Source organism: Burkholderia sp. Bp9090 (assembly GCF_003857985.1).
Lineage (GTDB): Bacteria > Pseudomonadota > Gammaproteobacteria > Burkholderiales > Burkholderiaceae > Burkholderia.
Window position 1 is genome coordinate 297,748 of sequence record NZ_QTPV01000003.1, and the last position, 25,966, is coordinate 323,713.

The 25,966-nt window shown below is 66.8% G+C and carries 21 protein-coding genes and 2 pseudogenes; 17 read left to right on the forward strand and 6 right to left on the reverse strand.

Annotation, left to right across the window (positions count from 1 at the left end; genetic code table 11):
• Positions 1–7: 7 nt before the first annotated feature.
• From DIE16_RS04865 to DIE16_RS04875, 3 genes are all read right to left on the reverse strand, one after another.
• Positions 8–961, reverse strand: a complete 954-nt coding sequence (locus DIE16_RS04865) for a universal stress protein (protein ID WP_124891925.1) — start codon at positions 959–961, stop codon at positions 8–10.
• Between the two features lie 233 nt (positions 962–1,194).
• A complete protein-coding gene (locus DIE16_RS04870; RefSeq protein WP_124891926.1) occupies positions 1,195–1,761 on the reverse strand; it encodes a cytochrome b in 567 nt (188 codons plus the stop codon).
• A 43-nt stretch (positions 1,762–1,804) separates the two neighbouring features.
• Positions 1,805–2,179 (reverse strand): cytochrome b562, encoded by a 375-nt coding sequence (locus tag DIE16_RS04875; RefSeq protein ID WP_124891927.1) that lies wholly within the window; start codon positions 2,177–2,179, stop codon positions 1,805–1,807.
• A gap of 164 nt (positions 2,180–2,343) precedes the next feature.
• Between DIE16_RS04875 and DIE16_RS04880 the strand changes: the two genes are divergently transcribed.
• The 3 genes from DIE16_RS04880 to DIE16_RS04890 all read left to right on the forward strand — a co-directional run bounded on the left by DIE16_RS04880 (position 2,344) and on the right by DIE16_RS04890 (position 4,829).
• On the forward strand, positions 2,344–3,006 hold the full coding sequence (locus DIE16_RS04880) for a response regulator transcription factor (protein WP_124519817.1): 663 nt from the start codon (positions 2,344–2,346) through the stop codon (positions 3,004–3,006).
• Positions 3,006–4,355, forward strand: a complete 1,350-nt coding sequence (locus DIE16_RS04885; RefSeq protein WP_185640956.1) for an ATP-binding protein — start codon at positions 3,006–3,008, stop codon at positions 4,353–4,355. Before DIE16_RS04880 ends, DIE16_RS04885 begins: the two co-directional genes overlap by 1 nt.
• Positions 4,356–4,508: 153 nt before the next feature.
• A complete protein-coding gene (locus DIE16_RS04890; protein ID WP_124645739.1) occupies positions 4,509–4,829 on the forward strand; it encodes a DUF4148 domain-containing protein in 321 nt (106 codons plus the stop codon).
• 142 nt (positions 4,830–4,971) lie between these two features.
• On the opposite strand, the pseudogene DIE16_RS04895 reads toward DIE16_RS04890, so the two are convergent.
• Positions 4,972–5,959 (reverse strand): annotated as a pseudogene (locus DIE16_RS04895) (hypothetical protein).
• A gap of 614 nt (positions 5,960–6,573) precedes the next feature.
• Here DIE16_RS04895 and DIE16_RS04900 point away from each other — a divergent pair.
• From DIE16_RS04900 to DIE16_RS04930, 6 genes are all read left to right on the forward strand, one after another.
• Positions 6,574–7,380, forward strand: coding sequence for a transporter substrate-binding domain-containing protein (locus DIE16_RS04900; protein WP_124519821.1), 807 nt, complete (start codon positions 6,574–6,576; stop codon positions 7,378–7,380).
• 89 nt (positions 7,381–7,469) lie between these two features.
• The gene (locus DIE16_RS04905; RefSeq protein WP_044846547.1) at positions 7,470–8,156 is read left to right on the forward strand and encodes an amino acid ABC transporter permease; all 687 of its coding nucleotides are present in this window, start codon (positions 7,470–7,472) and stop codon (positions 8,154–8,156) included.
• Entirely contained in the window at positions 8,153–8,803 is a 651-nt protein-coding gene (locus tag DIE16_RS04910) for an amino acid ABC transporter permease (protein ID WP_044846548.1), read from the forward strand. The genes DIE16_RS04905 and DIE16_RS04910 overlap by 4 nt, the downstream gene beginning before the upstream one ends.
• Entirely contained in the window at positions 8,790–9,539 is a 750-nt protein-coding gene (locus tag DIE16_RS04915) for an amino acid ABC transporter ATP-binding protein (RefSeq protein ID WP_124891928.1), read from the forward strand. Before DIE16_RS04910 ends, DIE16_RS04915 begins: the two co-directional genes overlap by 14 nt.
• A 65-nt stretch (positions 9,540–9,604) precedes the next feature.
• On the forward strand, positions 9,605–10,162 hold the full coding sequence (locus DIE16_RS04920; protein WP_260434343.1) for a GNAT family N-acetyltransferase: 558 nt from the start codon (positions 9,605–9,607) through the stop codon (positions 10,160–10,162).
• A gap of 421 nt (positions 10,163–10,583) precedes the next feature.
• Positions 10,584–12,149: a methyl-accepting chemotaxis protein gene (locus DIE16_RS04930; protein ID WP_124666238.1), complete on the forward strand. Its 1,566-nt coding sequence runs from the start codon at positions 10,584–10,586 to the stop codon at positions 12,147–12,149.
• A 68-nt stretch (positions 12,150–12,217) separates the two neighbouring features.
• On the opposite strand, the gene DIE16_RS37485 is transcribed toward DIE16_RS04930, so the two are convergent.
• Positions 12,218–13,477, reverse strand: a complete 1,260-nt coding sequence (locus tag DIE16_RS37485; protein ID WP_409364448.1) for a formylglycine-generating enzyme family protein — start codon at positions 13,475–13,477, stop codon at positions 12,218–12,220.
• A gap of 3 nt (positions 13,478–13,480) precedes the next feature.
• A pseudogene (locus tag DIE16_RS37490) lies at positions 13,481–14,179 on the reverse strand (caspase domain-containing protein); the annotation flags it as partial.
• A 325-nt stretch (positions 14,180–14,504) separates the two neighbouring features.
• Between DIE16_RS37490 and DIE16_RS04940 the strand changes: the two are divergent.
• The 8 genes from DIE16_RS04940 to DIE16_RS04975 all read left to right on the forward strand — a co-directional run bounded on the left by DIE16_RS04940 (position 14,505) and on the right by DIE16_RS04975 (position 25,958).
• Entirely contained in the window at positions 14,505–14,933 is a 429-nt protein-coding gene (locus tag DIE16_RS04940) for a DUF4399 domain-containing protein (protein ID WP_124485919.1), read from the forward strand.
• 33 nt (positions 14,934–14,966) lie between these two features.
• Positions 14,967–15,392, forward strand: a complete 426-nt coding sequence (locus DIE16_RS04945) for a DUF4399 domain-containing protein (protein ID WP_124891930.1) — start codon at positions 14,967–14,969, stop codon at positions 15,390–15,392.
• A gap of 422 nt (positions 15,393–15,814) precedes the next feature.
• Positions 15,815–17,242: an efflux transporter outer membrane subunit gene (locus DIE16_RS04950; protein WP_124891955.1), complete on the forward strand. Its 1,428-nt coding sequence runs from the start codon at positions 15,815–15,817 to the stop codon at positions 17,240–17,242.
• A gap of 191 nt (positions 17,243–17,433) precedes the next feature.
• On the forward strand, positions 17,434–19,293 hold the full coding sequence (locus DIE16_RS04955; protein ID WP_124891931.1) for an FHA domain-containing protein: 1,860 nt from the start codon (positions 17,434–17,436) through the stop codon (positions 19,291–19,293).
• Entirely contained in the window at positions 19,280–20,689 is a 1,410-nt protein-coding gene (locus DIE16_RS04960; protein ID WP_124485922.1) for an HlyD family efflux transporter periplasmic adaptor subunit, read from the forward strand. The genes DIE16_RS04955 and DIE16_RS04960 overlap by 14 nt, the downstream gene beginning before the upstream one ends.
• Before the next feature lie 101 nt (positions 20,690–20,790).
• Complete coding sequence (locus DIE16_RS04965; RefSeq protein WP_044846561.1) at positions 20,791–21,543, forward strand: peptidylprolyl isomerase; 753 nt, start codon at positions 20,791–20,793, stop codon at positions 21,541–21,543.
• Positions 21,544–21,561: 18 nt separating this feature from the next.
• Complete coding sequence (locus tag DIE16_RS04970; protein ID WP_124528505.1) at positions 21,562–24,633, forward strand: peptidase domain-containing ABC transporter; 3,072 nt, start codon at positions 21,562–21,564, stop codon at positions 24,631–24,633.
• Positions 24,630–25,958, forward strand: a complete 1,329-nt coding sequence (locus DIE16_RS04975; RefSeq protein WP_124645725.1) for a sigma-54-dependent Fis family transcriptional regulator — start codon at positions 24,630–24,632, stop codon at positions 25,956–25,958. Before DIE16_RS04970 ends, DIE16_RS04975 begins: the two co-directional genes overlap by 4 nt.
• Positions 25,959–25,966 lie beyond the last annotated feature (8 nt).

Consider the following 25,966-nt stretch of genomic DNA (forward strand, 5'->3'; position numbering starts at 1 on the left):
AAGCGCGTCATGCACGCGGCGCACTCACGAGCAGGACCGGCGTTTTCGTGATGCGCGCAACGCGTCCGGCCACGCTGCCGACCAGCCAGCGCGTGGCGCCGCGCCGCCCATGCGTACCCATGACGATCAAGTCCGCATTCCATTCGATCGCGTCGTGCACGATCAGGTGAGGCACGTCTTCGCCCGTTCGATCCGTTTCGATCAGCTGCGACTGCGAGCGCTCGGCGGGGATGCCGTCGAGCAGGGCCATGGCTTTTTGCAGTGCGTGATTGCCTTCGCCAAGCAACGCCTTTTCCAGCGTCTCGACGGGGACGAAATCACCCAGCTGCGTGGCGCGATCGAGCACGTATATGGCCCGGAATTCGGTGTCGGGCCACGAGAATTTCAATCCCGTTCGCAATGCGTGAAGCGCAATCGGGCTTCCGTCGACGGCGAACAGCATCCGCCGCGGCAGGCGCTCGGCCACCGACCCGAAACCTTCCGACACGATGAGCAGCGGGCAGCCGACGAGCGCGCCGAGCGGGCCGGAAACCGTTCCTTCGATCCACGCGCGCAGGCCATGATGCTGGCGTGCCCCGACGATCACGAGTTCGGCCTGCCAGGCTTGCGCACTGTCGGCCAGCGCATGCGCGATATCCCCGCCGTGCGTGGACAGGTCGACGACTTCCGTGTCGAGCGCGATGTCGTCGCGCGCCATTGCGCTTCGGGCGCGCGACAGCACGTCGGATGCGTCTCGCAGCAATTCGTCGCGGGCCGATTCGAGAAACGCCGCGGATCTCGACCCGCGCGGGACGAGTGTGCGCGGACTATCCGCAACGCTGACGATGCGTACCGATGCATTCGGTGGAACGAACGCCCTGGCATACGCCAGCGCCTGATCGGATGCGGTGGAACCGTCGATGGCGATCAGCACCCGCTGGAGCGCGGGTGCCGCCTGGAAGGGGGAAGTGCTGGCGCTCATGAATGTCTCCCGGTGGCAATCGGCGATCCTGCATACGCAATTTTTTGCACGTGCCTGCTTCACGGGTTTGACTTTCGTCAAGCGCGTTTGTCTTCGTCGCGGTTCCTTTCCGGTCCGATCACGGAGCCCGCTTCCGCGACCTCATGGCCTGCCGCACGCACGCGCCATTTGTCCGACTTGATGGCGTCGCCCGGTAGCCCCGGTAGCACTCCGCGCGACGCCGTGCCCGACGCTCAATTCCGGTCACCGGATGGAGCCCTCTGCCGAACGACACGCGTCGGCAACGGCAGAATGCGCGGCAACACGTTCTCCGACTTGAACAGCTTGTGCGCCACCGCGCCGAGCACGTGCAGGCCCACCAGCGCGGCCAGCCCGTAAGCCGTCAGCGCGTGCAGTTCTCCCAGCCAGTGCGACAGCTCGCGACTCCTGGGCACCAGGGTCGGCAGCGAGAAGAGCCCGAAGCAGCTGGCCGTGTGGCCGGCCGCATTGGTCTTCATCCACCCGAGGACGGGAATGGCGAGCATCAGCACATAGAGCAGCCCATGAACGCTGCGTTCCGCAAAATGATTGAGCGTGCCTGCCGGATTGACCGACGGCGGGAGCCTGCGTCCCATGCGTAACCGATTCACGATGCGAACCGCCACGAATCCGAGAATCGCGGTGCCGATCGATTTGTGCAGGCCGACGAGGTCTTCATTGTCGTCCAGCAACAAGCCGACGATCAGATTGCCGATCAGCGCGGCGGCCAGCAGCCAGTGCAGCAAACTGATCGACAGGGGGTAGCGGGTTATGGTTTTCATGGCGGGAATGCCTGTTCAATGGCGAAGGCGTGTCCGGCCCGGGTTATCCGAGCAGGTCGTGATAGTGCTTTTTCGATCCGTCGATTCGCCGTAACGCCTGTTTGGCGGCCGGCAGATCATTGGCCTGGATGGCACGATCGACTTCGGTCAATTCGTCGTGCAACGTGCGCATGCCTTCATCGTAGGTCGGCTGGTCATTGCGATACCGCTGGCGGCTCGCCTGCTGCGCATCGCTTTCGAGCCGGGCCACGTAGCCGTTCATTTCCGGAATCGTCCGGCTGTTCATGGCACCCTGCATCGCGTGCTTCATGTCTCGCATCAGCGTCTTGATCTCACCTGCGGACGCCGGCGCGGCAGCCACGAACAGCAGCGCGCCCAGCGTTGCGCAAAAACGGAGTCGGAACGGTAGCCTGTTCATGGTCGTCGATTCGATTGCGGGTGTCGGTGACCGCGACCATAGGGCGCCGACATTAACGGATTCTTAAGGACCGGATTTTTCCGCGCCGTGCTTGATGCCGGCCGGTGCCTGCGGTTATCGTGCGCCCATGGACGCCATGTCCGCACCAAAAGGAACGCGACACCATGCGGGTGTTACTCGTGGAAGACGACAAGCTGATCGGCAGCGGGGTGGAGGATGGCCTGATCGAGGCCGGCATGACGGTCGACTGGGCGCACGACGGCAGGCATGCACGGCTCGCGCTCGAAACCACGCCGTATGACCTCGTCGTGCTCGATCTCGGCCTGCCCCGCATGTCGGGCGTTGAAGTGCTCGACTGGCTTCGCAAGCGCCGCGACCATACGCCGGTGCTCGTCATGACCGCGCGCGACACCGTCGCCGATCGCGTGAGCGGCCTGAGCGCGGGCGCCGACGACTACATCGGCAAGCCGTTCGACCTGACCGAATTGATCGCCCGATGCCGTGCGCTCGTGCGGCGCTCGCAGGGCCGCGGCACCGAGACGATCGAATACGGCGACCTGTCGGTCGATCCCGCGCTGATGACGGTGACGCGCGGCACCGAACGGATTGCGCTGACGTCGCGCGAATGCGCGTTGCTGGTCGAATTGCTGGCGAATCAGGGCCGTCCGCTCTCGCGCACGCAGCTCCAGGACAGCCTCTATGGCTGGAACGAAGAAATCGAAAGCAATGCGATCGAAGTGCATGTGTCGAATCTGCGCAAGAAACTGGGGGCCGAATTGATCCGCACGATTCGAGGTGTCGGCTACGTGGTGGAGAAAGCGTCGTGATGCGCTCGATCCGGCAACGGCTGACCTTGCTGGTGCTGTCGGGTGTCGTGGTGGTGTGGGCCTATTCGCTGGTGTCGAGCTATCGCCAGGCGATTCACGAAGCGGAGGAGTGGGACGAAACCCGCATCGAGCAGATCGCACGAGCGTTCGTCGCGCTCGATGCGTCCGATCTGCCGGTCTTCGCGGATATCGTCCTCGGCTCGGGGGAAGACAACGATGGCGACAACGACGCATCACCGCGCATGCTGTATCAGATCAGGGACGCGGGCGGACGCATCCTGGCCGCCAGCCCGGGGCTTGACGCGCTCGATCTGCCGGTGTTTCCCGCCGCCGCATCGAGCCCGATCCGGTTCGGCAATCCGAAGTGGCACGCGTACGTGCTGACCGATGCCGCGCGCGGGCGTACCGTGCGGATCTTCGAGCAACGCACGCAGCGTTCCGACTTGTCCGCGGAGGTCGCGCGCCGGGTCGCCCGGCCGCTCGCCTTCGCGTTGCCCGTGCTGGCCGTGCTGATCTGGCTGGCGATCGGACGCAGCCTGACGCCGCTGCGGACGCTGTCCGAGGCAATCGAGGCACGTTCGCCCGACAACCTCGACGCAATCGGCACGAAGGGCATTCCCGACGAAGTGCGGCCGCTGGTTGCCGCACTGAACACGTTGCTGCAACGTCTGCGCGGCTCGCTCGATCGCGAGCGCGCATTCACCAGCGATGCCGCACACGAGCTCAAGACCCCGCTCGCCGCACTCAAGGTGCAAGCGCAAGTCGCGCTCACCGCACGCGATCCGGACCGGCAGCGGCGCGCGATGCAACGGGTCGTCGAGGGCGTGGACCGAAGCACGCATCTGGCGGACCAGCTGCTTGCACTGGCGCGACTTGACGAGACCGTACCGATGCGCGGCGAGGAGGTCGATCTCGCACGCGTGGTGCAGACCTGCATCGACGACCATCAGGCGCGCGCGAGTCGCAAGCGGATCGCACTGATTTCACGCGTCGACGGTCCGGTTGTCGCACATGTCCCGTCGACGCTGGTGCGCGTCCTGCTCGACAATCTCGTCGATAACGCGATCAAGTACGGTCGCGAACAGGGGCGCGTCGAAATCGCATCGTGGCAGGATGCCGGCGCGATCAGCCTTCAGGTACGAGACGACGGACCGGGCGTCTCGGGTGAGGACCTGTCCCGACTGCAGGATCGCTTCTTTCGCGGCGCCGATCACGACGAAAGCGGCAGTGGCCTGGGGCTGTCCATCGTCGCGCGCATCGTGGCCAAACTCGGCGGGAGTCTGACGTACGTCGACGGGTTGAACGGCAACGGGTTCGGCGTGCGCGTGAGGTTGCCGTCGTCGGCCTGACCGCCGCGGCGATTCCGGGTCCGCCCCTGTCTTTCGCGGGCGAGGCGTTCGAAGACGCGCAGTTAACATTGCCTTCAGCTGAACGGCGCATGCTGTTCTTACGGCAGAAGAGATGTTCTCGGATGCCGACCCTGTTCACTGGAGGTCGAGATCATGAAATTCGCTATCCGTACCATCATGCTGGCGGCGGCCATCATCCCCGCATTCGCAGCGGCCGCTCAATCGAGCAACGGCCTGACCCGGGCGGAAGTCCGCGCGCAGATCACGCAGGCCGAGCAGGCCGGTTACAACCCGGCCCGAAAGGACATTCACTATCCGCAATCGATCCAGCGGGCCGAGGCGCGCATCCAGGCGACCGCATCGGCCCCGCAGGCCGATACGTCGGGCTATGGGCCTGCATACAACGCAGCGGGCGACTCGGGGGGCGTGATCCAGAGTCATGCCGCGGCGCCTCGTTTGTATACGCATCATTGATGCCATGCATGCGAGCGTCGGGGGCTACGCTCACGATGATTTGCCGGCAACGATCGCCGACTCGAGCGCGCATGTGATATGAGCCGGGCGGCGGCTTTCGCCGGGCCCGGGCCGGATACCGCCCCCGTCGTTGCGCGCGGTTTCAGTTGTCGCCCTTCTCGAGCACTTGCCGTGTCAGCGTGACCGACGGAATCGTCGGCTTCAGCGACGCACGGTGCGCGCGGCTGCTCAACCACTTCCAGCCGGCCACGAGCAGCAGCGCGACCAGCGGGATCGACGCGATCGTCCACGTCCCGTTCGGGTAGTCGAACGCCATCAGCACCAGCACGCCGAGCAGGAACAGCAGCGTGAGCCACGACGTCACGGGCGCGCCCGGCATCCTGAACGGCACGTCGTCCACTTCGCCGCGCCCGACCGCCGCGCGGAACTTCATCTGGCACACGACGATGAAGCCCCACGTGCTGATGATGCCGAGCGACGCGATGTTCAGCACGATCTCGAACACGCTCGACGGCACGAGATAGTTGAGCAGCACGCCGAGCGCGCCGAAGAACGTGACGAACGGACTCTGGCCAGCCTTGTACGCGCTCCACGGCAGCAGGCAGACCAGCAGCACCACCGACGCGACGTAGAAGATCGCGATGCGCCAGATCACGTTGTTGATCGCGCGCGGCAGCACCTTGCGCGCGTCCTTGCATTCGCCGGCGGCGGTGGCCACCAGCTCGACGCCCGCGAACGCGAACACCACGCCCTGCACCAGCACCAGCGCCGGCATCATGCCGTGCGGAAAGAAGCCGCCGTGGTCGGTGATCAGATGCATGCCGGTGTCGTGGCCGGCGACCTGCACGCCCGTGCCGAGGATCACCGAGCCGATCACGAGAAACAGCACGATCGCGGCGACCTTGATCAGCGCGAACCAGAACTCCATCTCGGCGAACCACTTGCGACGGTCCGGCGGCCTGCAGACGGCCGCCCGCGCCGAGGAACAGACCGGTGCCGATCGCCCCGCCGATCGCGATCATCTGCACCTGTCGATTGCCGAGGGTCTTGTGGTAGCCGGCTTCGTGCGATTCGAGCCAGCTGCGTTTGTCGGTTTCGCCGCTTGTCGACGGTTCGGGAATCGATGCCATGACGGTATCCTCGCGCGCGGATGTGATTGGATTCATCCCGATCGCGAGGCGACCGGGAACCACCGGTACCGGCGGATCGGTGCGCGGAATCAAGCGCACCCGTCCTGATTGCGATTCGCCGAGTGCGGCGAAAGGCACGGTACGTCGCGAACGTATTCAGCTGTAATTCCCACCACAAACAGAATGCAAATTTGGACCGGGCCTGTTCGAATCCGTGCATACGGGCCTCGGCCATGACGCCTCGCAGCGAAAAGCGAGCAACCTGCACGGCGTCGGCGATGCCGTGCATCGCGTGAATTCGAACTTCGTTTCGATGTCCTCATTCCGCGCGCCCCGGATCGATGCACCGGTGCCGGCGTGCGCCCAATGCACGGACTTCCGATTCGCGGGGTGAACCAGTTAGGTAATTTGGTGCGCCGGCGCGCGCTGCGAGGGCAGCGGCTGGCGCCGGTGCCGGCCCATGCACCGAAATAGGGAATGCGGTGCGCCGGAATTTCCGTCGAGTGCCGGTACGGCAAGCGTTTCACGGCGGTGGCCCGGTTTTTGCTGGAGTACCCGCGGCCGCGCAACGGTTGCGCGCTGCCCGACGACATACCAGACAAGGAAGATTCACCGTGAGCCCGACGACTCGACCGTTCCCCCGACGCACCTGGCTGGCTGCGCTAATCGCCGCCCCCGTGATGGCGCTGTTCGCCGCTGCGCCGGCGCATGCCGACGCGCTCGACACCATCGCGAAAAACGGCGCGCTGCGCGTCGCGGTGCCCGAAGACTATCCGCCGTTCGGCTCGGTCGGCACGGACATGCAGCCGCAGGGCTACGACATCGACATGGCCGAACTCCTCGCCAAGTCGCTCGGCGTGAAACTGAAGCTCGTGCCCGTGAACAGTGCGAACCGGATTCCGTACCTGACGACCAACAAGGTCGACATGGTGATCTCGTCGCTCGGCAAGACGCCGGAGCGCGAGAAGGTCATCGACTTCTCGAGCGCGTACGCACCGTATTTCCAGGGCGTGTTCGGGCCGGCCGACGTGAAGGTGAGCGCGCCCGCCGACCTGACCGGCAAGACGGTCGGCGCCACTCGCGGCGCGCTCGAGGAGATCGCGCTGTCGCAGCTCGCACCGAACGCGACGATCAAGCGCTTCGAGGACAACAACGCGACGATCCAGGCGTTCCTGTCGGGGCAAGTGCAACTGATCGCGGCCGGCAACATCGTCGCGGCGGCGATTCTCGCGAAGAATCCGCCGCGCCGGCCCGAGGTCAAGTTCGTGATCAAGAATTCGCCGTGCTTCGTCGGCGTCAACAAGAACGAACCGCGCCTGCTCGCGAAGATCGACGACACGATCGCCCATGCGAAGCAGGACGGCACGCTGGGCGCGATGTCGAAGAAGTGGCTCGGCCAGCCGTTGCCGGCCGGACTGTGACGAATCGCAGTGTCGCCTGATACATCGCCGCGGCCGGCACCGCCGGCGCGGCGGGTGTCGTTGTCCGAACCCGAATTTACTCCATCGTCATGAGCTACCAGCTTCAATTCGGCGAGCTTGCCGAATACGCCGGCGTGTTCGCGAGCGGCGCGGCGATCACGCTCGCGCTCACCGCGGTCGCGACCGTGCTCGGCGTGGCGCTCGGCGTGCTCGGCGCGGCCGCGTACAGCGCCGACGCGCGCGCGGCCGTGCGGCTGCGCCCGCTGATCGGCGCGTACGTCGAGGCGATCCGCAACACGCCGTTCGTCGTCCAGCTGTTCTTCATCTTCTTCGGCTTGCCCGCGCTCGGCGTGCACATCGACGAATACACGGCCGCGATCCTCGCGATGACGCTCAATCTCGGCGCGTATTCGGTCGAGATCGTGCGCGCGGGCGTCGCCGCCGTCCCGAAAGGACATCTGGAGGCGGCGTCCGCGCTTGCGATGTCGCGCGCGCAGATGCTGCGCCACGTCGTGCTGCCGCAGGCGCTCGCCAAGGTGTTTCCGGCGCTGTCGAGCCAGATCGTGATCACGATGCTCGGCTCGGCGGTCGTGTCGCAGATCTCGGTGGCCGACCTGACCTATGCGGCCGGCTACATTCAGTCGCGCAACTTCCGCGCGTTCGAGACGTACTTCGTCATCGCGCTCGCGTATCTGGCGATGGCGCTGCTGCTGCGTGCCACGCTCGGCTCGATGGGGCGCCGCCTGTTCTCCCGTCGCGTGCGAGGTGCGCGATGATCGACTTCACGTTCGGGCAGATTCTCGCGAACCTGCTGCTGGCCGCGCGCTGGACGATCGTACTGTCGATCGTGTCGTTCCTGTCGGGCGGCCTCGTCGGCCTCGGGCTGCTCGTGATGCGCGTGTCGAGCTCCACGCTGCTGCGCGGCATCGCGAAGCTGTACATCGAGATATTCCAGGGCACGCCGTTGCTGATGCAACTGTTCATCGTGTTCTTCGGCCTGCCGCTCGTCGGGCTCGACGTGCCGCCGTGGATCGCGGCCACCGCAGGGCTCACGTTCTTCACCAGCGCGTATCTCGCGGAGATCTGGCGCGGCTGCGTCGAGGCGGTGCCGAAAGGGCAGTGGGAGGCGTCGGCGAGCCTGGCCATGAGCTACGTCGAGCAGTTGCGTCACGTGATCCTGCCGCAGGCCGCGCGCATCGCGATCGCACCGACGGTCGGCTTCGGCGTGCAGGCCGTGAAGGATACTGCACTCGTGTCGATCATCGGCTTCACCGAGCTGACGAAGGTCGGCATCGCGATCTCGAACGCAACGTTCCGGCCGTTCGTCGTGTACGGCCTCGTCGCGCTGATCTATTTCGCGCTCTGTTATCCGCTTACCCGTTATGCGCGCACGTTGCAAAGGAGATGGCATGCCGCTCGTTGAAACCCGTGGTCTCGAAAAGAACTTCGGCACCCATCATGTGCTCAAGGGCATCGATTTCTCCGTCGAGCGCGGGCAGGTCGTCTCGATCATCGGCCGCAGCGGCTCGGGCAAGAGCACGCTGCTGCGCACGCTCAACGGACTCGAGAGCATCGACGCGGGCACGATCTCGATCGACGGCGAACGCGTCGATGCGCGGCACGCGGACCTGCGTGCGCTGCGGCTGAAGGTCGGCATGGTGTTCCAGCAGTACAACCTGTTTCCGCACCTGAGCGCCGGGCAGAACGTGATGCTCGCGCAGTCGGTCGTGAAAAAGTCGCATCGCCACCAGGCGCGCGCGATCGCGGAACTGATGCTCGAGCGCGTCGGCCTCGGCGACAAGTTCGACGCGTTTCCTGAACAGCTGTCGGGCGGCCAGCAGCAGCGCGTCGCGATCGCGCGGGCGCTCGCGATGAAGCCGAGCGTGCTGCTGTGCGACGAGATCACGTCCGCGCTCGATCCCGAGCTCGTCGGCGAGGTGCTGGGCGTCGTCGCGCAGCTTGCGCGCGAGGACATGACGTTGATCATGGTCACGCACGAGATGAACTTCGCGCGTGCGGTGAGCGACCGGATCGTGTTCATGCACCAGGGCAGGGTGTGGGAGAGCGGGACGGCCGAAGAGATTTTCGAGCGGCCGCAGACGGTGGAGCTGACGCGGTTTCTGGGCAGCGTCCGGAACACGGAAGCGGTTGCGCGCTGATTCGCGACGGTGCTGACACGGTCGCCCCGATCGTCGACAATCCGGCTCGTGCGCCGCGCCCGCGTGTGCCAAGCCAGCCGAGAGAGTCTTCCATGTCCGTAATATCCGTCAGGTCTGCCCACCTCGACGATGCGCAGGCGATCGCCGATTTTCACGTCAAGGCCTGGCGGCATACCTATCGCGATCTCGCGCCGGCGCAGGCGCACGCCGTCCTCGACGAGCGCCATCGCGGCAGGACATGGCGGGAAAAGCTGGCGTCGAACGAGCGCGACCAATTGGTGCTCGTGGCGGAAACCGACGGCACGATCGTCGGCATCGGCGCGGCCGGCGCGCCGTCGGAGCCGATCTTCGGCGGCCGTGGCGAGATCAAGTTCCTGTACGTCGATCCCGGGTTCAAGCGTCGCGGCATCGGCCGCACGCTGCTCGCCCGGCTCGCAACGCATCTGCAAACGATGCGGTACCGGGGCGCGGCGTTGAGCGTCGTCAAGGGAAACGACGCCGCGATCGCCTTTTACGCGTCGTTGAACGGCCGGCTGGCCGGCGAGTACGTCGATGCGGGGCCGATCTGGCGATCGCGGAACATCGTGATGGTGTGGGACGATTTCGCGAGTCTCGTTTCCTGACTTCCCGCCTCGTCGCAAACACGTGCGCGCAGCACGCGACGCGCGCGCGCAGCCACGCCGTGAACGCGGTCACGAGCGGCGCCTCGGTCATCTCGTGACGCGCGACGAGATGGTACGCATGGCGTGACGGCACGGTTTCGCATGAAGCCATGCGGCGGGTTTCGCGGGCGGCCGGTGGGGGCTTCATTCACGACGGTTCGCAGACGAAGCGGCCGCACACGCCGGACGGGCGGCAATTCACCTACCACGCCGAAATTCTGCGCATAACGCATCGTTTCCGGAAGCGTTCCTTGTCGATTTCGCACTAATTCACGCGCCGCTCAGGTCGTTATCGAGGCATCGGTCTCGCACGTGCCGCCTTCGATCGGCTTGACACGCATGCGTCGCATGCAACGGCTTCGTGCTCAACGCTTCCCTCATCATGATCAGGAATTTCAGCATTCGCGCCCGGCTGGCGCTGGCGATGGGTTTTCTCGGCGTACTGCTCGTCATCGGCGGCATCATCGGCGTGATTGGCGTGGCGATCAGCAACGACGACGTGAGGACGCTCTATTCCGAACGGCTCGCATCATCGGAGGCGCTGGGGCAAGCGAATGTCGCGCTGTCGAGAACCCGTCTATGGCTGTATCGCATCGCGCTCGATCCGGACGGCCCCGACGTGCCGCAGGAAACCGCGTCGTCCCGCGAACTGCTCGCCGCGTCGAAAAAGGCGTGGGACGCGTATCGCGCGCTGCGGCTCTCCGGCCCGGAAGAAGCACGCCTCGCGGCCGACGCGAACACGAAGTTCAACGCGCTCGTCGAGAACGGCCTCGAACCGATGTTCAGCGCCATTGCCGCGCACGATCCCGCGAAAATCCCCGACGTCTGGCGGCACATTCCGCCGTCGCTGTTCATCGACGTCTCAGACGCGATGGACGCGCTCGGCCGGATCCAGATGACGGCCTCGCGCGTGACGTTCGATGCCGCGCAGGCGCGTTTCCACTGGTTCGTCGGGATCGCGATCGCCGGCATTCTGGTCACGCTCGGCGCAGCCGTACTCACGTGGTGGTCGCTTCAGCGCGCGATCGGTGCGCCGCTCGCGCACGCACTCGATCATTTCAGCTCGATTGCCGGCGGCGACCTGACGACGCGGATCGACGTCCATTCGACCGACGAGATGGGGCAACTGATGACCGGCCTGCAGGCGATGCAACACAAGCTGCTGCAGACGATTCGCGTGGTGCAGGACGGCGCGCACTCGATCGAGACGGCCGCGCGCGAGATCACGGCCGGCAACATGGACCTGTCGCAACGGACCGAAGAGCAGGCCGCGTCGCTGGAAGAAACGGCCGCCTCGATGGAACAACTGACTTCGACGGTTCGCCAGAATGCCGAGAACGCGAAGCAGGCGAATCAGGTGGTGCAAGGCGCGGCGCAGCTGACCGAAGAGGGCAATCAGGCGGCGCAGGAAGTCGTGAACACGATGCGCGGCCTGTCGGAAGCGTCTGGCAAGATCGCCGAAATCATCTCCGTCATCGAAGGCATTGCATTCCAGACCAACATCCTGTCGCTGAATGCGGCGGTCGAAGCAGCGCGGGCTGGCGAGCAGGGGCGCGGATTCGCGGTCGTCGCAGGCGAAGTGCGCTCGCTCGCCCAGCGCAGCGCCACGGCGTCGCGGGAGATCAAGGAACTCATTACGGATTCGCTGAGACGCGTCGAGACCGGTGCGCGACAGGTCGATCGCGCGACCGGGACGATGTCGGAGATCCTGACGTCGGTGCAACGGGTGCAGGTGCTGATGGGCGAGATTGCCGCCGCGTCCGACGAGCAGTCCAGGGGCATCGAACAGGTGAATCAGGCGGTGACGCAAATGGATCAGGTCACTCAGCAGAACGCGGCGCTGGTTCAGCAGGCGTCGGCGGCCGCGCTGTCGCTGAGGGAGCAGGCGGGGCAGCTGGAGGCGACTGTCTCGGTGTTTCGGATCGGTTCCTCGCACGCCGATTCGTGAACCCGGGCGGCCGAATCGATCTGCATGACCGGCACGCGGCGGCCGGCCGTTCTCGCGCCGAGATCCGCCTACTTCATGTCCCGCGCCACGCGAAACCCGTTTGCCGAATAACGTACGCTGCTGTCGTACTTGAAGCGTGTCGAAACGGGCATGTAGCCTGCACCATCCCGCCACGAGCCGCCGCGGATGACGCGGACCTGGCAATTCGGCTCGTCCCATGAGCGGCCGTCGGCAGGCGCATTCCTGTACGAGTTGTGCCAGCAATCGCTGACCCATTCCCATACGCTGCCACCCATGTCGTAGAAGCCGAGCGGATTGGCCGCGAACGAGCCGACGTTGTCCGGTGCGTCGGCATGCCAAGGCTGACCGCAGTCCTTGCAGTTGGCGTTGCCCGGGCGCATCTCGTTGCCCCACCAGTAGCGCGTCGCGGTGCCGCCACGGGCCGCGAATTCCCATTCGGCCTCGGTCGGCAGCCGGTAAGACTTGCCGCTGATTTTCGACAGCCACTTGACGTACAGTTGCGCATCGTCCCAGCTCAGGTCGCGCACCGGCGCGTTCGCCGCCGTGTTGCTGTCGTTGGGCAGGCGCGGGCAGGCGCCTGCATCGCGGCACGCGTTCCACTGCGCAACCGTCACTCCGTACTTCGCCAGCGCAAAGGCGTGATCGAGCGTCACGCGATGCGCAGGCTTTTCCGACGGATCGCCCGAATTGCTGCCCATCGTGAAAGCCCCCGGACTGACCGCCAGCATGGCGGGGCAGGCAGGGCAATCGTGGATTTCATTGGCGGTCGTCGCACCGCCTTTCTGCGGCGGTGCCGGCGGGGCCGCCGCGGCAGCGGGCGGCGGCGCTTTCGGCGTCGAGCCGGACGTGTGCGCGGGCTGCGCCGGCGCAGGAGCCGGAGCCGGAGCCGAAACGGCGGCGGGGGCCGGCGCGGCGCTCGCCGTCTGCGCGGGCGCGGACGCCGCTGGCGCCTTGGGCGCGGCCGCGCGCAGGCGCGCGAGACGAGCCTGCGCCAACTGCGCGAAGCGGCCGTTCGGGTAGGTCTTCAGATAGGCTTCGTAGTCGCCCGCCTCCTTGCTGTCCTTGATCGACTCCCAGAACGTGATTTCGTACTGTTCGGCGCTGTCTTTCGGCATCACGCCGCGGCTATCGAGCGCCACGACGCCGACGTCCGCCAGCACGTCGGATCGTTGCGCCGTGCCGCCGCCGGCATGCGCGTCGCCGGTTCCTGCGCGACGTGCCCCGGTGAACGCCAACGTCGCCGCCGCACCGGACAGGGACGACGCGATCCACGGCGTCTGCCGATGCCCGGTGGCGCGTTCGACCATCGCGCCGGCACGGTCGAAGACCTGTGCGATACCGAGCCCCGGCACCGCGAGCGTCTGCAGCAGCGCTGCCGTGTAGACACCGTGCGCCGTACCGTCGGCGGCGCCTGCGCCGGGCGCTGCCGCGTATGCGACGAGCGTGTGCGGCGGCGGCTTGCGGGCCGCCACGTGGCCGGCACCGGGAGGCGCGATCAGACAGGAATCCAGAATGATCAGATCAATCCGGTCGCCGCGCGGCCGCGACGTCGCGTCGAACACGGTTTGCAGGTCGATACCCGTTCGCGACAGGCCGGCCGGCGCGCCGACGTCGGCATCGACCGGCGCGAGCCATGTCGTTGCGCCGACGCTGGCGCCGTGGCCCGCGAAATAGACCAGCCCGGTGCCGCCGGCCGCGCCGTGGCGTTCGAACGCGGCAAGCCCGTCGAGCATTTGCTGCCGGGTCGCGTTGCGCAACGTGATGACGTCGAAGCCGAGCGCGCGCAGCGCGTCGCTCATTGCATCGGCGTCATGGACGGGATTGGCGAGCGGATGACCGCGATAGGCGCCGTTGCCGATCACGAGCGCGACGCGCCGCGGTTCGACTGACGGGGCGCGCGCGGACGCTGACGGCGGTGCGGGAAAAACATGCATGTCCTCGCCGGAGCACGTGCTCGATGCCACCGAGATCGACGCAAACAGGCATGCGGGCAGGAGTATTCGCCACATGTTGAGCCCCCCAGGGTGCGCCGTCGGACCCGATGCCGAAGGCGGAGCGCAGCCATTGCCGGGTGTTCGGTCGCGGCGAGCGCAATGCCGGCTTGCGGCAGGCACGGGCGCGGCCGGGACACATTCAAGATAGCACGTGCGCCTGGCGGCGATCACCGGATCCACCCGCGGGTCTTGCAAAAAACGGACATACGTATCCGCGCATCGCGGCCGGCCCGTTACCCTGGAACATCGTTATGTGCCTTCCTGTCGATTACGTCCTAAGCTGTTAGACACGCTCCACTGTCCGACGCCGCGCGCCGCCATCCACGCGAGGAGCAACACGATGCGAAGAAGGGCTACCTTGTTGGCTTTGGCCGCCACCGTCCTGGCGCCGAGGATCGCGTTCGCCGCCGGGCGTACGACTTCGCCGCCCGGCGCCGAGGCCTACATCATCTGGCCGTCCGACGGTGCAACGATCACGGGCGGCAAGTTCTGGGTGCGCATGGGCCTGCGCAACATGGGCATCTGCCCGAAAGGCATCGAGCGGCCCAACGTGGGCCACCATCATCTGCTCATCGATACCGATCTCCCGCCGCTGGACCAGCCGATACCGTCGGACCGGAATCACCTCCATTACGGTGCCGGTCAAACCGAGGCGCGCATCGAGCTGCCACCCGGCAAGCACACGCTGCAGCTGCTGATGGGCGACCACGACCACGTGCCGCACGATCCGCCGGTGTACTCGAAGAAGATCACGATCACGGTCAAGTAGCGCGCCATGCCGCACGAACCGGGAATTGCCGCCATGAACAAGCTCATCCTCTTCGCCGTTGCCGTGACGCTGCTATGGACGGGGGCGGCGACCGCAGAGACCGGCACGCATCCCCCAAGGGCCATCGTCTACATCGGCTGGCCCAACGATGGCCAGGTGATGCCGGCCGGACGTCCGTTCCGCGTGTGGTTCGGCTTGCGCGACATGGGTGTCGCGCCGTCGCACGTGCAGTTTCCGAACACGGGCCACCATCACCTGCTGGTCGATACGGACCTGCCGCCGATGGACCAGCCGATTCCGTCCGACCGCAATCACCTGCATTTCGGCGCGGGCGAGACCGAGACCACGCTGGAGCTTCCGCCGGGCAAGCACACGCTGCAGCTCCTGATGGGCGACGCCAACCACGTGCCGCACAATCCCCCCGTCTATTCGAAGAAAATCACGATCTACGTGAAGTGACGTCGCGCACGCCGATCGGCGACCGCCGACGTACGCGCGCTCACGCTCACGCTCACGCGAGCAGGTGAGCGCCGGACGGCAGCGCGGTCGCTCGATGCGCCAAGTGTCGGCGCACACCCGACACCCCGAGCCCGAACTGTCTGCGACGTCCCGTCACGCACCGTTGATCCCGGTATCGCGCACACGTCGCTCCAATTCCCGTCTTTGTGACCCGGACCCGCGCCGGCAGGCCTGCCTGCACGATTGCCGCCGCCCCCCGCGAGCGGTTGGCACGCCCCATGCAAGACGAGACGCGAGCGTGCCACGCTGCAGCATCGACACCAACACTTCCGCCGATCCCGCATCGTCGCCGCGTTCCGCCCAAGGAGTCGATCGTGAACACCTGCCTGTCGCCGACTGCCACGCGCAACTGCCGCGGCTTCATGCGTTCGCTGGCCCGCATCGCCGGTTCCGCCGGCGCATGCGCGGCGTTGCTGTCCGGCTGCATGGACCTGAACGTGCCCGTCTACCAGCGCCCCGAGATGCCGGCAAAGACCACCTGGGCGCATGCGCACGGGCCGGTATCCGCGTCGGACACGGTCAACGCCGAGTGGTGGAAGAGCTTCGACGATCCGACGCTCGACGCGCTCATCGACAAGGCCATCGCGGGCAACGTCGATATCAAGGTGCTGGCGGCGCGCATCGGCGTGGCCGGTGCGCAGGTCGGCGAAGTCCAGGCGGGCGCGCTGCCGAGCGCCGACCTCGGCGCGGGCGTGGACTTCGAGAAGAACACGCATCAGACGCTGTCGAAGTCCTACAACCTCGGCAGCCAGGTGAACTGGGAGATCGACATCTGGGGCAAGGTCGAGAAAGGCGTGCAGGCGCAGAAGGCCGAATACCGCGCGACCGAGGCCGACTGGCGCGCCGGCTACCTGACGCTCGTCGCCGACGTGTCGAGCACGTATTTCCGGATCCTCCAGTTCGACGACCAGATCGAGCAGGAACAGCGCACGCTCGACAAGAACCGGAAGATCCTCGCGATCTACCAGTCGATGCTGGCGAACGGCATCGCGCCGCAGACCGAAGTGCTGCGGCAGAGCGCGGAGATCAACGGGCTGGCGAACGAACTGATCGAACTGCACCGCGAGCGCGACACGGCCGAGAACGCGCTCGCGACACTGCTGGGCGTGCCGGCCGGCGAATTCAGGATGCCCGCCGGCCATCTCCGGCAGCGCGTCAAGCTGCCGGACGTGCCGATGGGGCTGCCCGCGCAACTGCTGGCGCGCCGGCCGGATGTCGTCGCCGCGCAGTACCGCGTGCTCGAATCGTATGACGAAGTGGGCGCGGCGAAGCTGGCGCAGCTGCCGTCGATCAGCCTGACCGGGCGTGGCGGCACCGCGGCGTTCGCGCTGTCCGATCTCTTCAAGGCCTTCACGTTCAGCTTCCTGCCGAGCATCAACCTGCCGATGTTCGACCCGGGCGTGCGCGCGCACATCAAGACGACCGAGGCGCAGACCAAGGTCGCCGAGCAGCAGTACCGGCAGACCGTGTTTACCGCGTTCAAGGAGGTGGAAAATGCACTCGTCGATCTCGACGCGCACAAGCAGCAGCGCATACAGCTTCAGCAGCAGAGCGCGCGTCTGCGCACCGTCGCAGCGCAGGTCGAGGCGCAGCTCAAGGAAGGGCTCGTCTCGCAACTCGAGGTGCTCGAATCGGAGCGTTCGGTGGCATCCGCGGAACTCGCGCTGCTCGCCAATCATCAGCAGATTCTGAGCGACACGGTCACGCTCTACAAGGCGATCGGCGGCGGCTGGCGCGCGGTCGAAATCTCGAATGCAGGCAGCGAGCCGGCCGGCCACGCGCTGCAATGAACACGCCAGCCCTGCGCAGCCGCGCGATCGGCGCCAGCCGATTGACTACCGCCATCCGTCGCCTAAACTTTTTTCACGATCGTGCCGCCACGTGCGTTGGCGGTGCGGCTTCACTCAGGTGGTTCGAAAGCGCGTCGCGTTGCCTGCGCCGCGTCTCCATTGGCGGGCGCATGTCGATCGTTGGCCGAATCATGGTTCCAGACGCCGCTTCGATTGCCGAGCAACGCGCCGCGCTCGACCGGCAGTTCGACATCGTGCTCAAGCCGGTTTCGCATCCGGAGCTGAGCGAGATCCGGATCGACCACGCGCTGTTCGCCGTCGGGCGGACCAACACGCCGTTCGCGTCCGCCAGGCCCGAACTGGTGGCCGACCTGTCGCGTCGCCATGCGCGCATTTTCTTCGAAGGCAGCGCGGCCTACGTCGCCGATCTCGGCAGCAAGAACGGTACGGCCGTCAACGGTGTCGAGGTCGGCGACAAGCCGCACCTGCTGCGCGACGGCGACGAACTGCGCTTCGCCGGCGCGCTCGCGTACCGCGCCGCGTTCGTGCCGCGCGCGACGCATCGGCCGGCGCGGCCGGCCGTCGTCACGCTGGCGCCGGAGCGCGGCGATCTCGGCCTGCAACCGGTCATCATTACCGCCTTCCCGTTCCTCGTGAGCAAGACCGACGACACGTTCGCCTGCTACCGGAACGCGTATCCGCATCAGGTCAACTACCTGTCGCGGCGTCATGCGCACATCTACGTGCAGGACGGCGACGTCTTCGTGGAAGACCTCGGCAGCACGAACGGCACGTTCGTCGACGGCCGGCGCCTCGACGAGCATGCGGTGCCGCTCGGCGACGGCGCGCTGCTCGCGTTCGGCGGCGATCATTTCGTCTATCGCGTCGGGGTGCAGCGCGAGCCGGGGCCGGACTCCACCGTGACGGCCGCATCGTCGCCCGGCGCCGCCGCGCATGTGGCCGCCGCGGACCCCGACCGGACCACCTTCGTCGATACCGCGCATTCGTTCCTCGACATCTTCTGCACGGTGCCGGCCGTTCAGTCGGACGACGAGGTCAACCCGCACGCCGCGCATGGCGCCGCCGAAACCGCGCATGACGCGCGCCGCCGGCGCGGCAGGATCGAAGTCTTCCTGTCGGAGCTGAGCGAGGCGTTCGGCGGCAGCGGGCACGTCAACCTGCGCCGGCTCGGCGGGTGGAGCGGCGCACTGCTCGCGGCGCTCGGCCTGCTGGTCGCGACGCTGTATTTCCAGGACGCGCCGCTGCGCGAGATGCGCGCGCTGCTGGCGCGCGGCGACGCCACGCAGGCGGCGCAACTCGCCGACCGCCATCTGGCCAGCCATCCCGACGACCCGGCGTTCGTCGCGCTGGGCACCGAGGCGCTCGTCCGGTCGAAAGTGCCGGACTGGATCGCCGCGATGAACGCGCGCGCCTTCGACCGCGCCCGTGCCGTCGTGCAGGACATGCGCACGCTGGCGCGCCACAACGCCGACGCGCGCCCGCTCGTCGACGAAGTCGCGTGGATCGGCGAGCTGCAGGCGTTCGTCGCCGGGCGCGGCGGGGCGGAAGCGCCGATCCGCATCTATCGCGACGAAGCGCCGATCAAGGCGCTGACCGGCCGCTGGAACGACGACCCGGGTGCGCATCAGCGGCTGCTCGACCGGATTTCGTCATACGTTCCCGCGTTCGGCGTGCTGTATGCCGACGCGCTCAGTCAGCTGCGCCGGCTGCAAAGCGACAACTCCGTCTACGTGGCCGCGCTCGAGCGGCTGCAGCGCGCGATCGCGTCGGCGCTCGACGACGACCGCCTCGACGGTCTCCCGGCGCTGCTCGCCGACGACGAGCAGCGCTATCCGCGCCTCGGCGGCCTCGACGCCGTGCGGGCCGACCTGCAGCAGTACCTGCAGTTCGAGAGCGACGCGCGGGCCGGCCACGGGCCGGCCGTACTGGATCGCCTCAGGCAGTTCCGCTTCGCGACGCCGCAATTCGCCGCCCATGTTGCGACGCTGGAGCGGCTCGCTTCGTCGGGAGGGCGCAGTGAAGCTCGATAGTCTGCTCAAGCGCGCGCGCCAGGCGCCGCCGCCGGAGCCGCCACGCTCGCTGGGCGAGGCGCTGGAGGATCACAGCGTCGAAGGGATCGCGATCCTGACGGCGCGGCCGTGGCGGCTCACGCAGGCGACCATCATCGCGATGGTCGGGCTCGTCGTGTGCGCGCTGCTGTGGTCGTTCGTCGGCCGCGCCGACGTCATCGTGACTGCGCAGGGCGCGCTCGCGCCGGAGTCCGAGGTGCGCCGCATCTACGCGCCCGTCGACGGCGAGCTGGTGGACATCTACATCGCCGAAGGCCAGCCGGTCGAAAAGAACGACGTGATCGGCCGGATCAACGCGCGCGGCGCGATCGAGGCGGCGACCAACGCGCTCGATGCGCGCCTCAAGCTCGACGACGCGGAGCGCGAATGGAAGCAGTTTCCGGACAAGAAGCAGCTGATGGAGCGCAAGGCCGACGCATTGAAGCAACAGATCGAGGTCGAGGAGCACCTGCACCAGAACCGCATTGCCGAAGGCACCAGCAAGCTCGCGCAATCGCAGCACGCGCAGATCGACGAAGCGCGCAGCAATATCGACAACGCCCGCCACGCACTCGATCTCGCGAAGGACGAACAGGACAAGTACGCGCGCCTGTTCGCGCTGCCGGGCGGCGGCGGCGTGTCGCAGAGCCAGGTGGAACAGAAGCGCAGCGCCTACCTGCAGGCCCAGGACAGCTACCGCGTCGCGCAGGCGCGGCTCACGCAGCTCGAGGCGCAGCAGAGCCACGAGTTCGCGCAGGCGAAGGCGCAACTCGAAGGCAGCGGCGAGACGCTCGCCGGGCTGCGCATCCAGTACGACGCGACCGTGCGCGACATCGCGAACACCGAAGAGAAGCTGCGTCTGCAGGTGCAGACGGCGCGCCTCGCCGCGGATGCCGCCGCGCGGATCCGCTTCGAGAACATCGACAAGGACAATTTCCTGCTCGTGCTGGCGCCCGTCTCCGGCGTGATCACCGATGTGACCACGACGCAGCCCGGCGACAAGATCCTCGCCAACACGCCGCTCGGCAGCATCGCGCCGTCGGATGCGCGGCCGGTGGTGAAGGTCGCGATCGCGGAGCAGGACCGCGCGTTCCTTCACGAGGGCCTGCCCGTGAAGCTCAAGTTCAATGCGTTTCCGTATCAACGCTATGGCGTGATCGACGGCACGCTCGAATACATTTCGCCGGCGACGAAGCCGCAGGCGCAGACGAAGGAACCCGTCTACGAGGGCCGGGTGGCGCTCGTGCGCAACGCGTACACGATTGCCGGCACGACCTACCCGCTGCGCTACGGCATGACGGCCACGGCGGAAATCGTGGTGCGCGAGCGCCGCCTGATCGGGTTCGCGCTGGACCCGTTCAGGCAGATCGCGGGCTGACGGGCGCCCCCACGGCGTAGTGGAACGCAGGCAAGCGGTGAGGCGAGGCACCGGCGGCGCATCAGGGCGAACCGCCGCTGACAGGGATCAAGGGGAACGAGATGACGGCAATAGTGCGTATCGACGACGAGGTGATCGGCACCGACGACTTCATCCGCGTGCTGAAGCTCAGCGGGCAGTTCGAGGGCCTCGTCGAACAGCAGGTTCGCGACCGGCTGACGGTGATCGCGGCAAGGAAGATGGGCATGCAGGTCACGCCGGAAGAAATCCAGGAGCGTGCCGACCAGTTTCGCCGCGTGCGCGGGCTGCACCGCGCCGCGGACATGAACCGCTACCTGGACGTGTTCGGCGTCAGTCTCGACGAGTTCGAGCGATTCATCACCGATACGCTGTACCAGGAAAAGACGCTCGACACGGTGTGCAGCGATGCGGCCGTCGACGCGTACTTCAAGCTCAATTCGCCGAAGTTCGACAGCATCGAGGTCAGCCACATCGTGCTCGATTCGGAAGGCAAGGCGCGCGAGATGATGGCGATCCTCGAGGACGACCCGAGCTGCTTCGGCGACATGGCGCGCGAGCATTCGATCGCCGACACGAGCGAGCGCGGCGGCGTGATCGGCAAGGTGCTGCGCGGCTCGCTGAAGACGGATATCGAGGCCAAGGTGTTCAACGCGCACGTGGGCGATCTGCTCGGGCCGTTCGCGGCGCCGGACGGCGCGTTCTTCGAGATCTTCTCGGTGACCGCGAAACACCCGGCCGCGCTCGACGCCGACGTCGCGTCGGAGGTGCGCCGCCTGCTGCGCGAGGAGTGGCTCGCCGAGCGCGCGCAGGAACACATCATCGAGGCACGCTGATCACGGAGAACCGCATCGATGGACGCACAAGCCCCCGCCCCGGCCAGCACCCCGTCGCTCGCGGCGTTTCTCGCGTCGGTGGAGCCGCTGTCGCTCTTCTCGCACGACGAACTCGATCGCATGGCCGCCCATGCGCAGGTGCGCACCTATGGGTTCGGCGACACCGTCTGCAATCGCGGCGACCTCGCCGAGGGCCTGTATGTGCTGCGCAGCGGGTCCGTGCGCCTGATCGCCGACGAGCGCGGCAAGGAAACCAGCGTCGGCGTGCGCAAGGAACGCGAGGTGTTCGGTGAAATGGCGATGCTGCGCGAGTACTGGCACGAGGTGTCGGTGCGCGCGTCGACGAAGACCGAGGTGCTGTGCATCCCGCGCAGCGCGATCGAGCCGATCGTGCGCGACAACCCGGCCGCGCAGGCGTTCGTGACGAGCTATGTCGCGATCAGCTCGGCCGGCGGTTTCGTGACGCGGCTGTTCGACCTGCGCGGCAAGCTGACGCGCGCCGAGCTCGAGGAATACGTCTCGAGCGTCGGCGTGAAGCGCGTGCCGGCCGGCAAGGAGATCGTCCGGCAGGGCCCGGGCGGCGACCTGCGGCTGTACGTCGTGCGCCAGGGCGAGGTCAGCGTCTCGTGCCGCGAGGACGGCAACGACTATCCGCTCGCGACGCTCGGCGCAGGCGAGATCTTCGGCGAGCGCGCGTGCCTGCTGCGGCAGGAGCAGGCGGCGACCGTCACCGCCGTCACCGATACGCGCCTGCTCGTCATTCCGGAAAAGACCGTGCACTTCATGCTCGAGCGCAACCCGAAATTGCGCGAGGTGCTCGAGGAGCGCATCCGCTACGTCGACCAGGAACTGCAGCGGCAGAAGAAGCTCGCCGAACGGCGCCGCCATCCGCTGCAGATCGACATCGGCGCCGACGCCGCGTTCGGCGAGCGCATGATCAAGCGTTTCGTGCTGGTCGAGCAGGCGGAGGAAATGGATTGCGGGGCCGCGTGTCTCGCGATGATCTGCCGTCACTACGGCGTCGCGATGACGCTCGGCAAGCTGCGCGATCTGGCGAACGTGACGACCCAGGGCGCGACGCTCGACAGTCTCGCGCGCACCGGCGAGGCGGTCGGCTTCGCGACGCGCGGCGTGCAGTGCACGTACGAGGCGCTGCTCGGGTTCGACCTGCCGTTCATCGTGCACTGGGAGGGCTACCACTACGTCGTCGTGTACGGCGTGTCGAAGTCGTGGGTGCGGATCGCCGATCCGGCGCTCGGCTTCAGGAAGCTGAGCGTCGAGGCGTTCGAGCGCGGCTGGAGCGGCACCTGCCTGCTGTTTACCGCGAGCGGGCCGGCCGCGGCGCCGGTCGAGTCACGCTCGCCCTGGGTGCGCTTCATCGGCTATCTGCGCCCTTACCGGAAGATCCTCGCGCACCTGTTCCTCGCGACGTTCGTGATCCAGATGCTGGGCGTCATACCGCCGCTCATCATCCAGAACATCCTCGACGGGGTCGTCGTGCACCAGAACGTCAGCCTGCTGCACCTGCTGATCGCCGGGCTCGTCGTTTCGCACGTGTTCACGCAATTGATGACCACGATCCGCGCGCATCTCTCCAACTTCATGGTGCGCAGTCTCGACTTCGCGATGATGTCGCAGTTCTACAAACACACGATGTCGCTGCCGTATTCGTTCTTCGCGCGCCGCAAGAGCGGGGACGTGTTCGCGCGCTTCCAGGAGAACCAGACGATCCGGGCGTTCCTGACGGAGTCCACCGTGACCACCGCGCTCAATCTGCTGATGATCTTCATCTACTTCACGATCATGTTCCTCTACAACGTGAAGATGACGCTGGTGCTGATCGCGTTCGTGATCCCGATCATGGCGCTCACCGCGCTCGCGACGCCGAAGCTGAAAGGCTATGCGCGCGAGGTGTTCGCCGCGTCCACCGATGCGAAGTCGCTGCTGATGGAGACGCTCGGCGGCGTCGAGACCGTGAAGGGCATGGGCATCGAGCGCTCGGTGCGGCTGAAGTGGGAGCGCAAGTATGCGAAGGCGCTCGACGTCCAGTACCGCGCGCAGGCATTCAACATCCTGGTGGCGCTGGGCAGCCAGCTGCTGAATGCGGCGACCACCATCGTGATCCTGTGGGTCGGTGCGAACCTCGTGCTCGCCCATGAACTCAGCATCGGGCAACTGATCGCCTTCAATGCGTTCATGGGCAGCGTGCTGGCGCCGCTGATGGGGCTCGTCGGCATGTGGAGCCTGATGAACGACGCGGCGGTGGCGATGGAACGGCTCGGCGACGTCCTCGACATCGAACCCGAGCAGCAGCCGTCCGGACTGGCCTCGCGCGTGCTGCTGCCCGACCTGCAGGGCGACATCGGCTTCGAGGGCGTGTATTTCCGCTACGGCGGCAACGAAACGCCTTACGTGCTCGAGAACATCAACTGCACGATCAAGCGCGGCGAGATGGTGGCCATCGTCGGGCGCAGCGGTTCGGGGAAGACCACGCTGGCGAAGCTGCTGGTGGGATTCTATGCGCCCACGGACGGCAAGATCGTGGTCGACGGATACGACATGAGCGCGATCGACAAGGCGTACTACCGCCAGCAGATCGGCTATGTGATGCAGTCCAACCTGGTGTTTTCCGGCTCGATTGCCGAGAACATCGCCTGCGGCGACACGAGCCCCGACTGGCGCCGCATGGAGGAGGTCGCCCGGATGGCCGACGCGCATGCCTTCATCAGCAAATTGCCGCTCGGCTACGAGCAGGTGGTGGGCGAGCGCGGCGTGGGCCTGTCGGGCGGCCAGATCCAGCGGCTCTGCATCGCGCGCGCGCTGTATCACGACCCGCGCCTGCTCGTGTTCGACGAGGCGACGTCGTCGCTCGACACGCAGTCGGAGAGCAACATCCTCGCGAACATGCACGAAATCCTGCAAGGGCGCACGGCGGTGATCATCGCGCACCGGCTCAGCACCATCATGCGGGCCGACAAGATCCTCGTGCTGTACGAAGGCGCGATCGTCGAACAGGGCTCGCACGACGAGCTGGTCGCCCTTCAGGGCATGTATTACCAGCTCGTGCAGAAACAGCTGGGCGCATCATGAAACTCTTCGACCCGCACGGATTCGGCAACTCCGCGGTCTCGTATGCCGGCCTGCTCGAGAAGATCGAGATCCTGCGCTCGATGCTGCGCTGGGCGCCCAAGCTCGAGCGTGTCGACATCGAGAAGCTGCTCAATCAGGCGAACGTGCTGCGCGACGAAGTCATGCAGATGTCGCGCAAGGAGCGCTTCGTCGAGGCCGCGGTGGCCGCGCCGCAGGCGCCCGACGCAGCCGATTCGGCCGACGCGCCGGAGGCGCCCGCGCCCGCGGTGCAACGACGGCGGCAGGCGCTGATCGAGCGCAGCTTCATCTTCGAGGGCATTTTCGGCGACAACCCGAAGCTGCTCGCCGCGCTCGAAATCGCCGAGAAGGCCGCGCCGACCGATCTGCCGGTGCTGATCGACGGCGAGAGCGGGACCGGCAAGGAGCTGATGGCGAAAGTCATCCACGCGAACGGGGCGCGCGCCGACCGGCCCTACATCTCGGTGAACTGCGGCGCGATTCCCGACAACCTGCTCGAATCCGAGCTGTTCGGGCACCGGCGCGGCGCGTTCACCGGCGCGTCGAACGATCGCAAGGGCAAGTTCGAGAGCGCGCACACCGGCACGATCTTCCTCGACGAAATCGGCGAATTGCCGCTGTCGGGCCAGGTCAAGCTGCTGCGCGTGCTGGAATCGCACGAGATCCAGCGGGTCGGCTCGGACGAGCCGATCAGCGTCGACACGCGCATCGTCGCGGCCACCAACAAGAACTTGCGGCAATTGAGCGAGCAGGGGCTCTTTCGCGAGGACCTGTTCTATCGCCTGAGCGTCATTCATCTGACCTTGCCCGCGCTGCGCGAGCGTCGCGACGAAATTCCGCTCTTGCTCGCCTACTTCGGCGACGAGGCGGCAGGGGCACTGAAGCGCAGGCCACTCAAGACGACGCCGAAGCTGCGCGACTTCCTGCTGACGTACGCGTATCCGGGCAACATCCGCGAACTGCGCAACCTCGTCTACCGTCTGTCGTGCCTCGCCGGCGAGGTCGCGGATATCGAGCACTTGCCCGAGGACATCCGGCCGAAAACCGGGGCGGCCGCCGTTCGCGCGACCGATGACGGCGCGTCAGGCAGGCCGATGTCGCTCAGCGACGCGAAGCGTGCGGCAAGCGACGAGGCGGAGCGTGCGTTTCTCGAACGCGGGTTGCAGGAGACCGGCGGCACCGTGGCCGAACTGGCGCGCCGTTGCGAGATGAACCGGTCGCACCTGCAGATGCTGCTCAAGAAGCACGGCATCCGTTCGAAAGCGTTCCGTCATCAGGACCCCGTGACGCCCGACAAGGACGCGTAGGCGTCGCG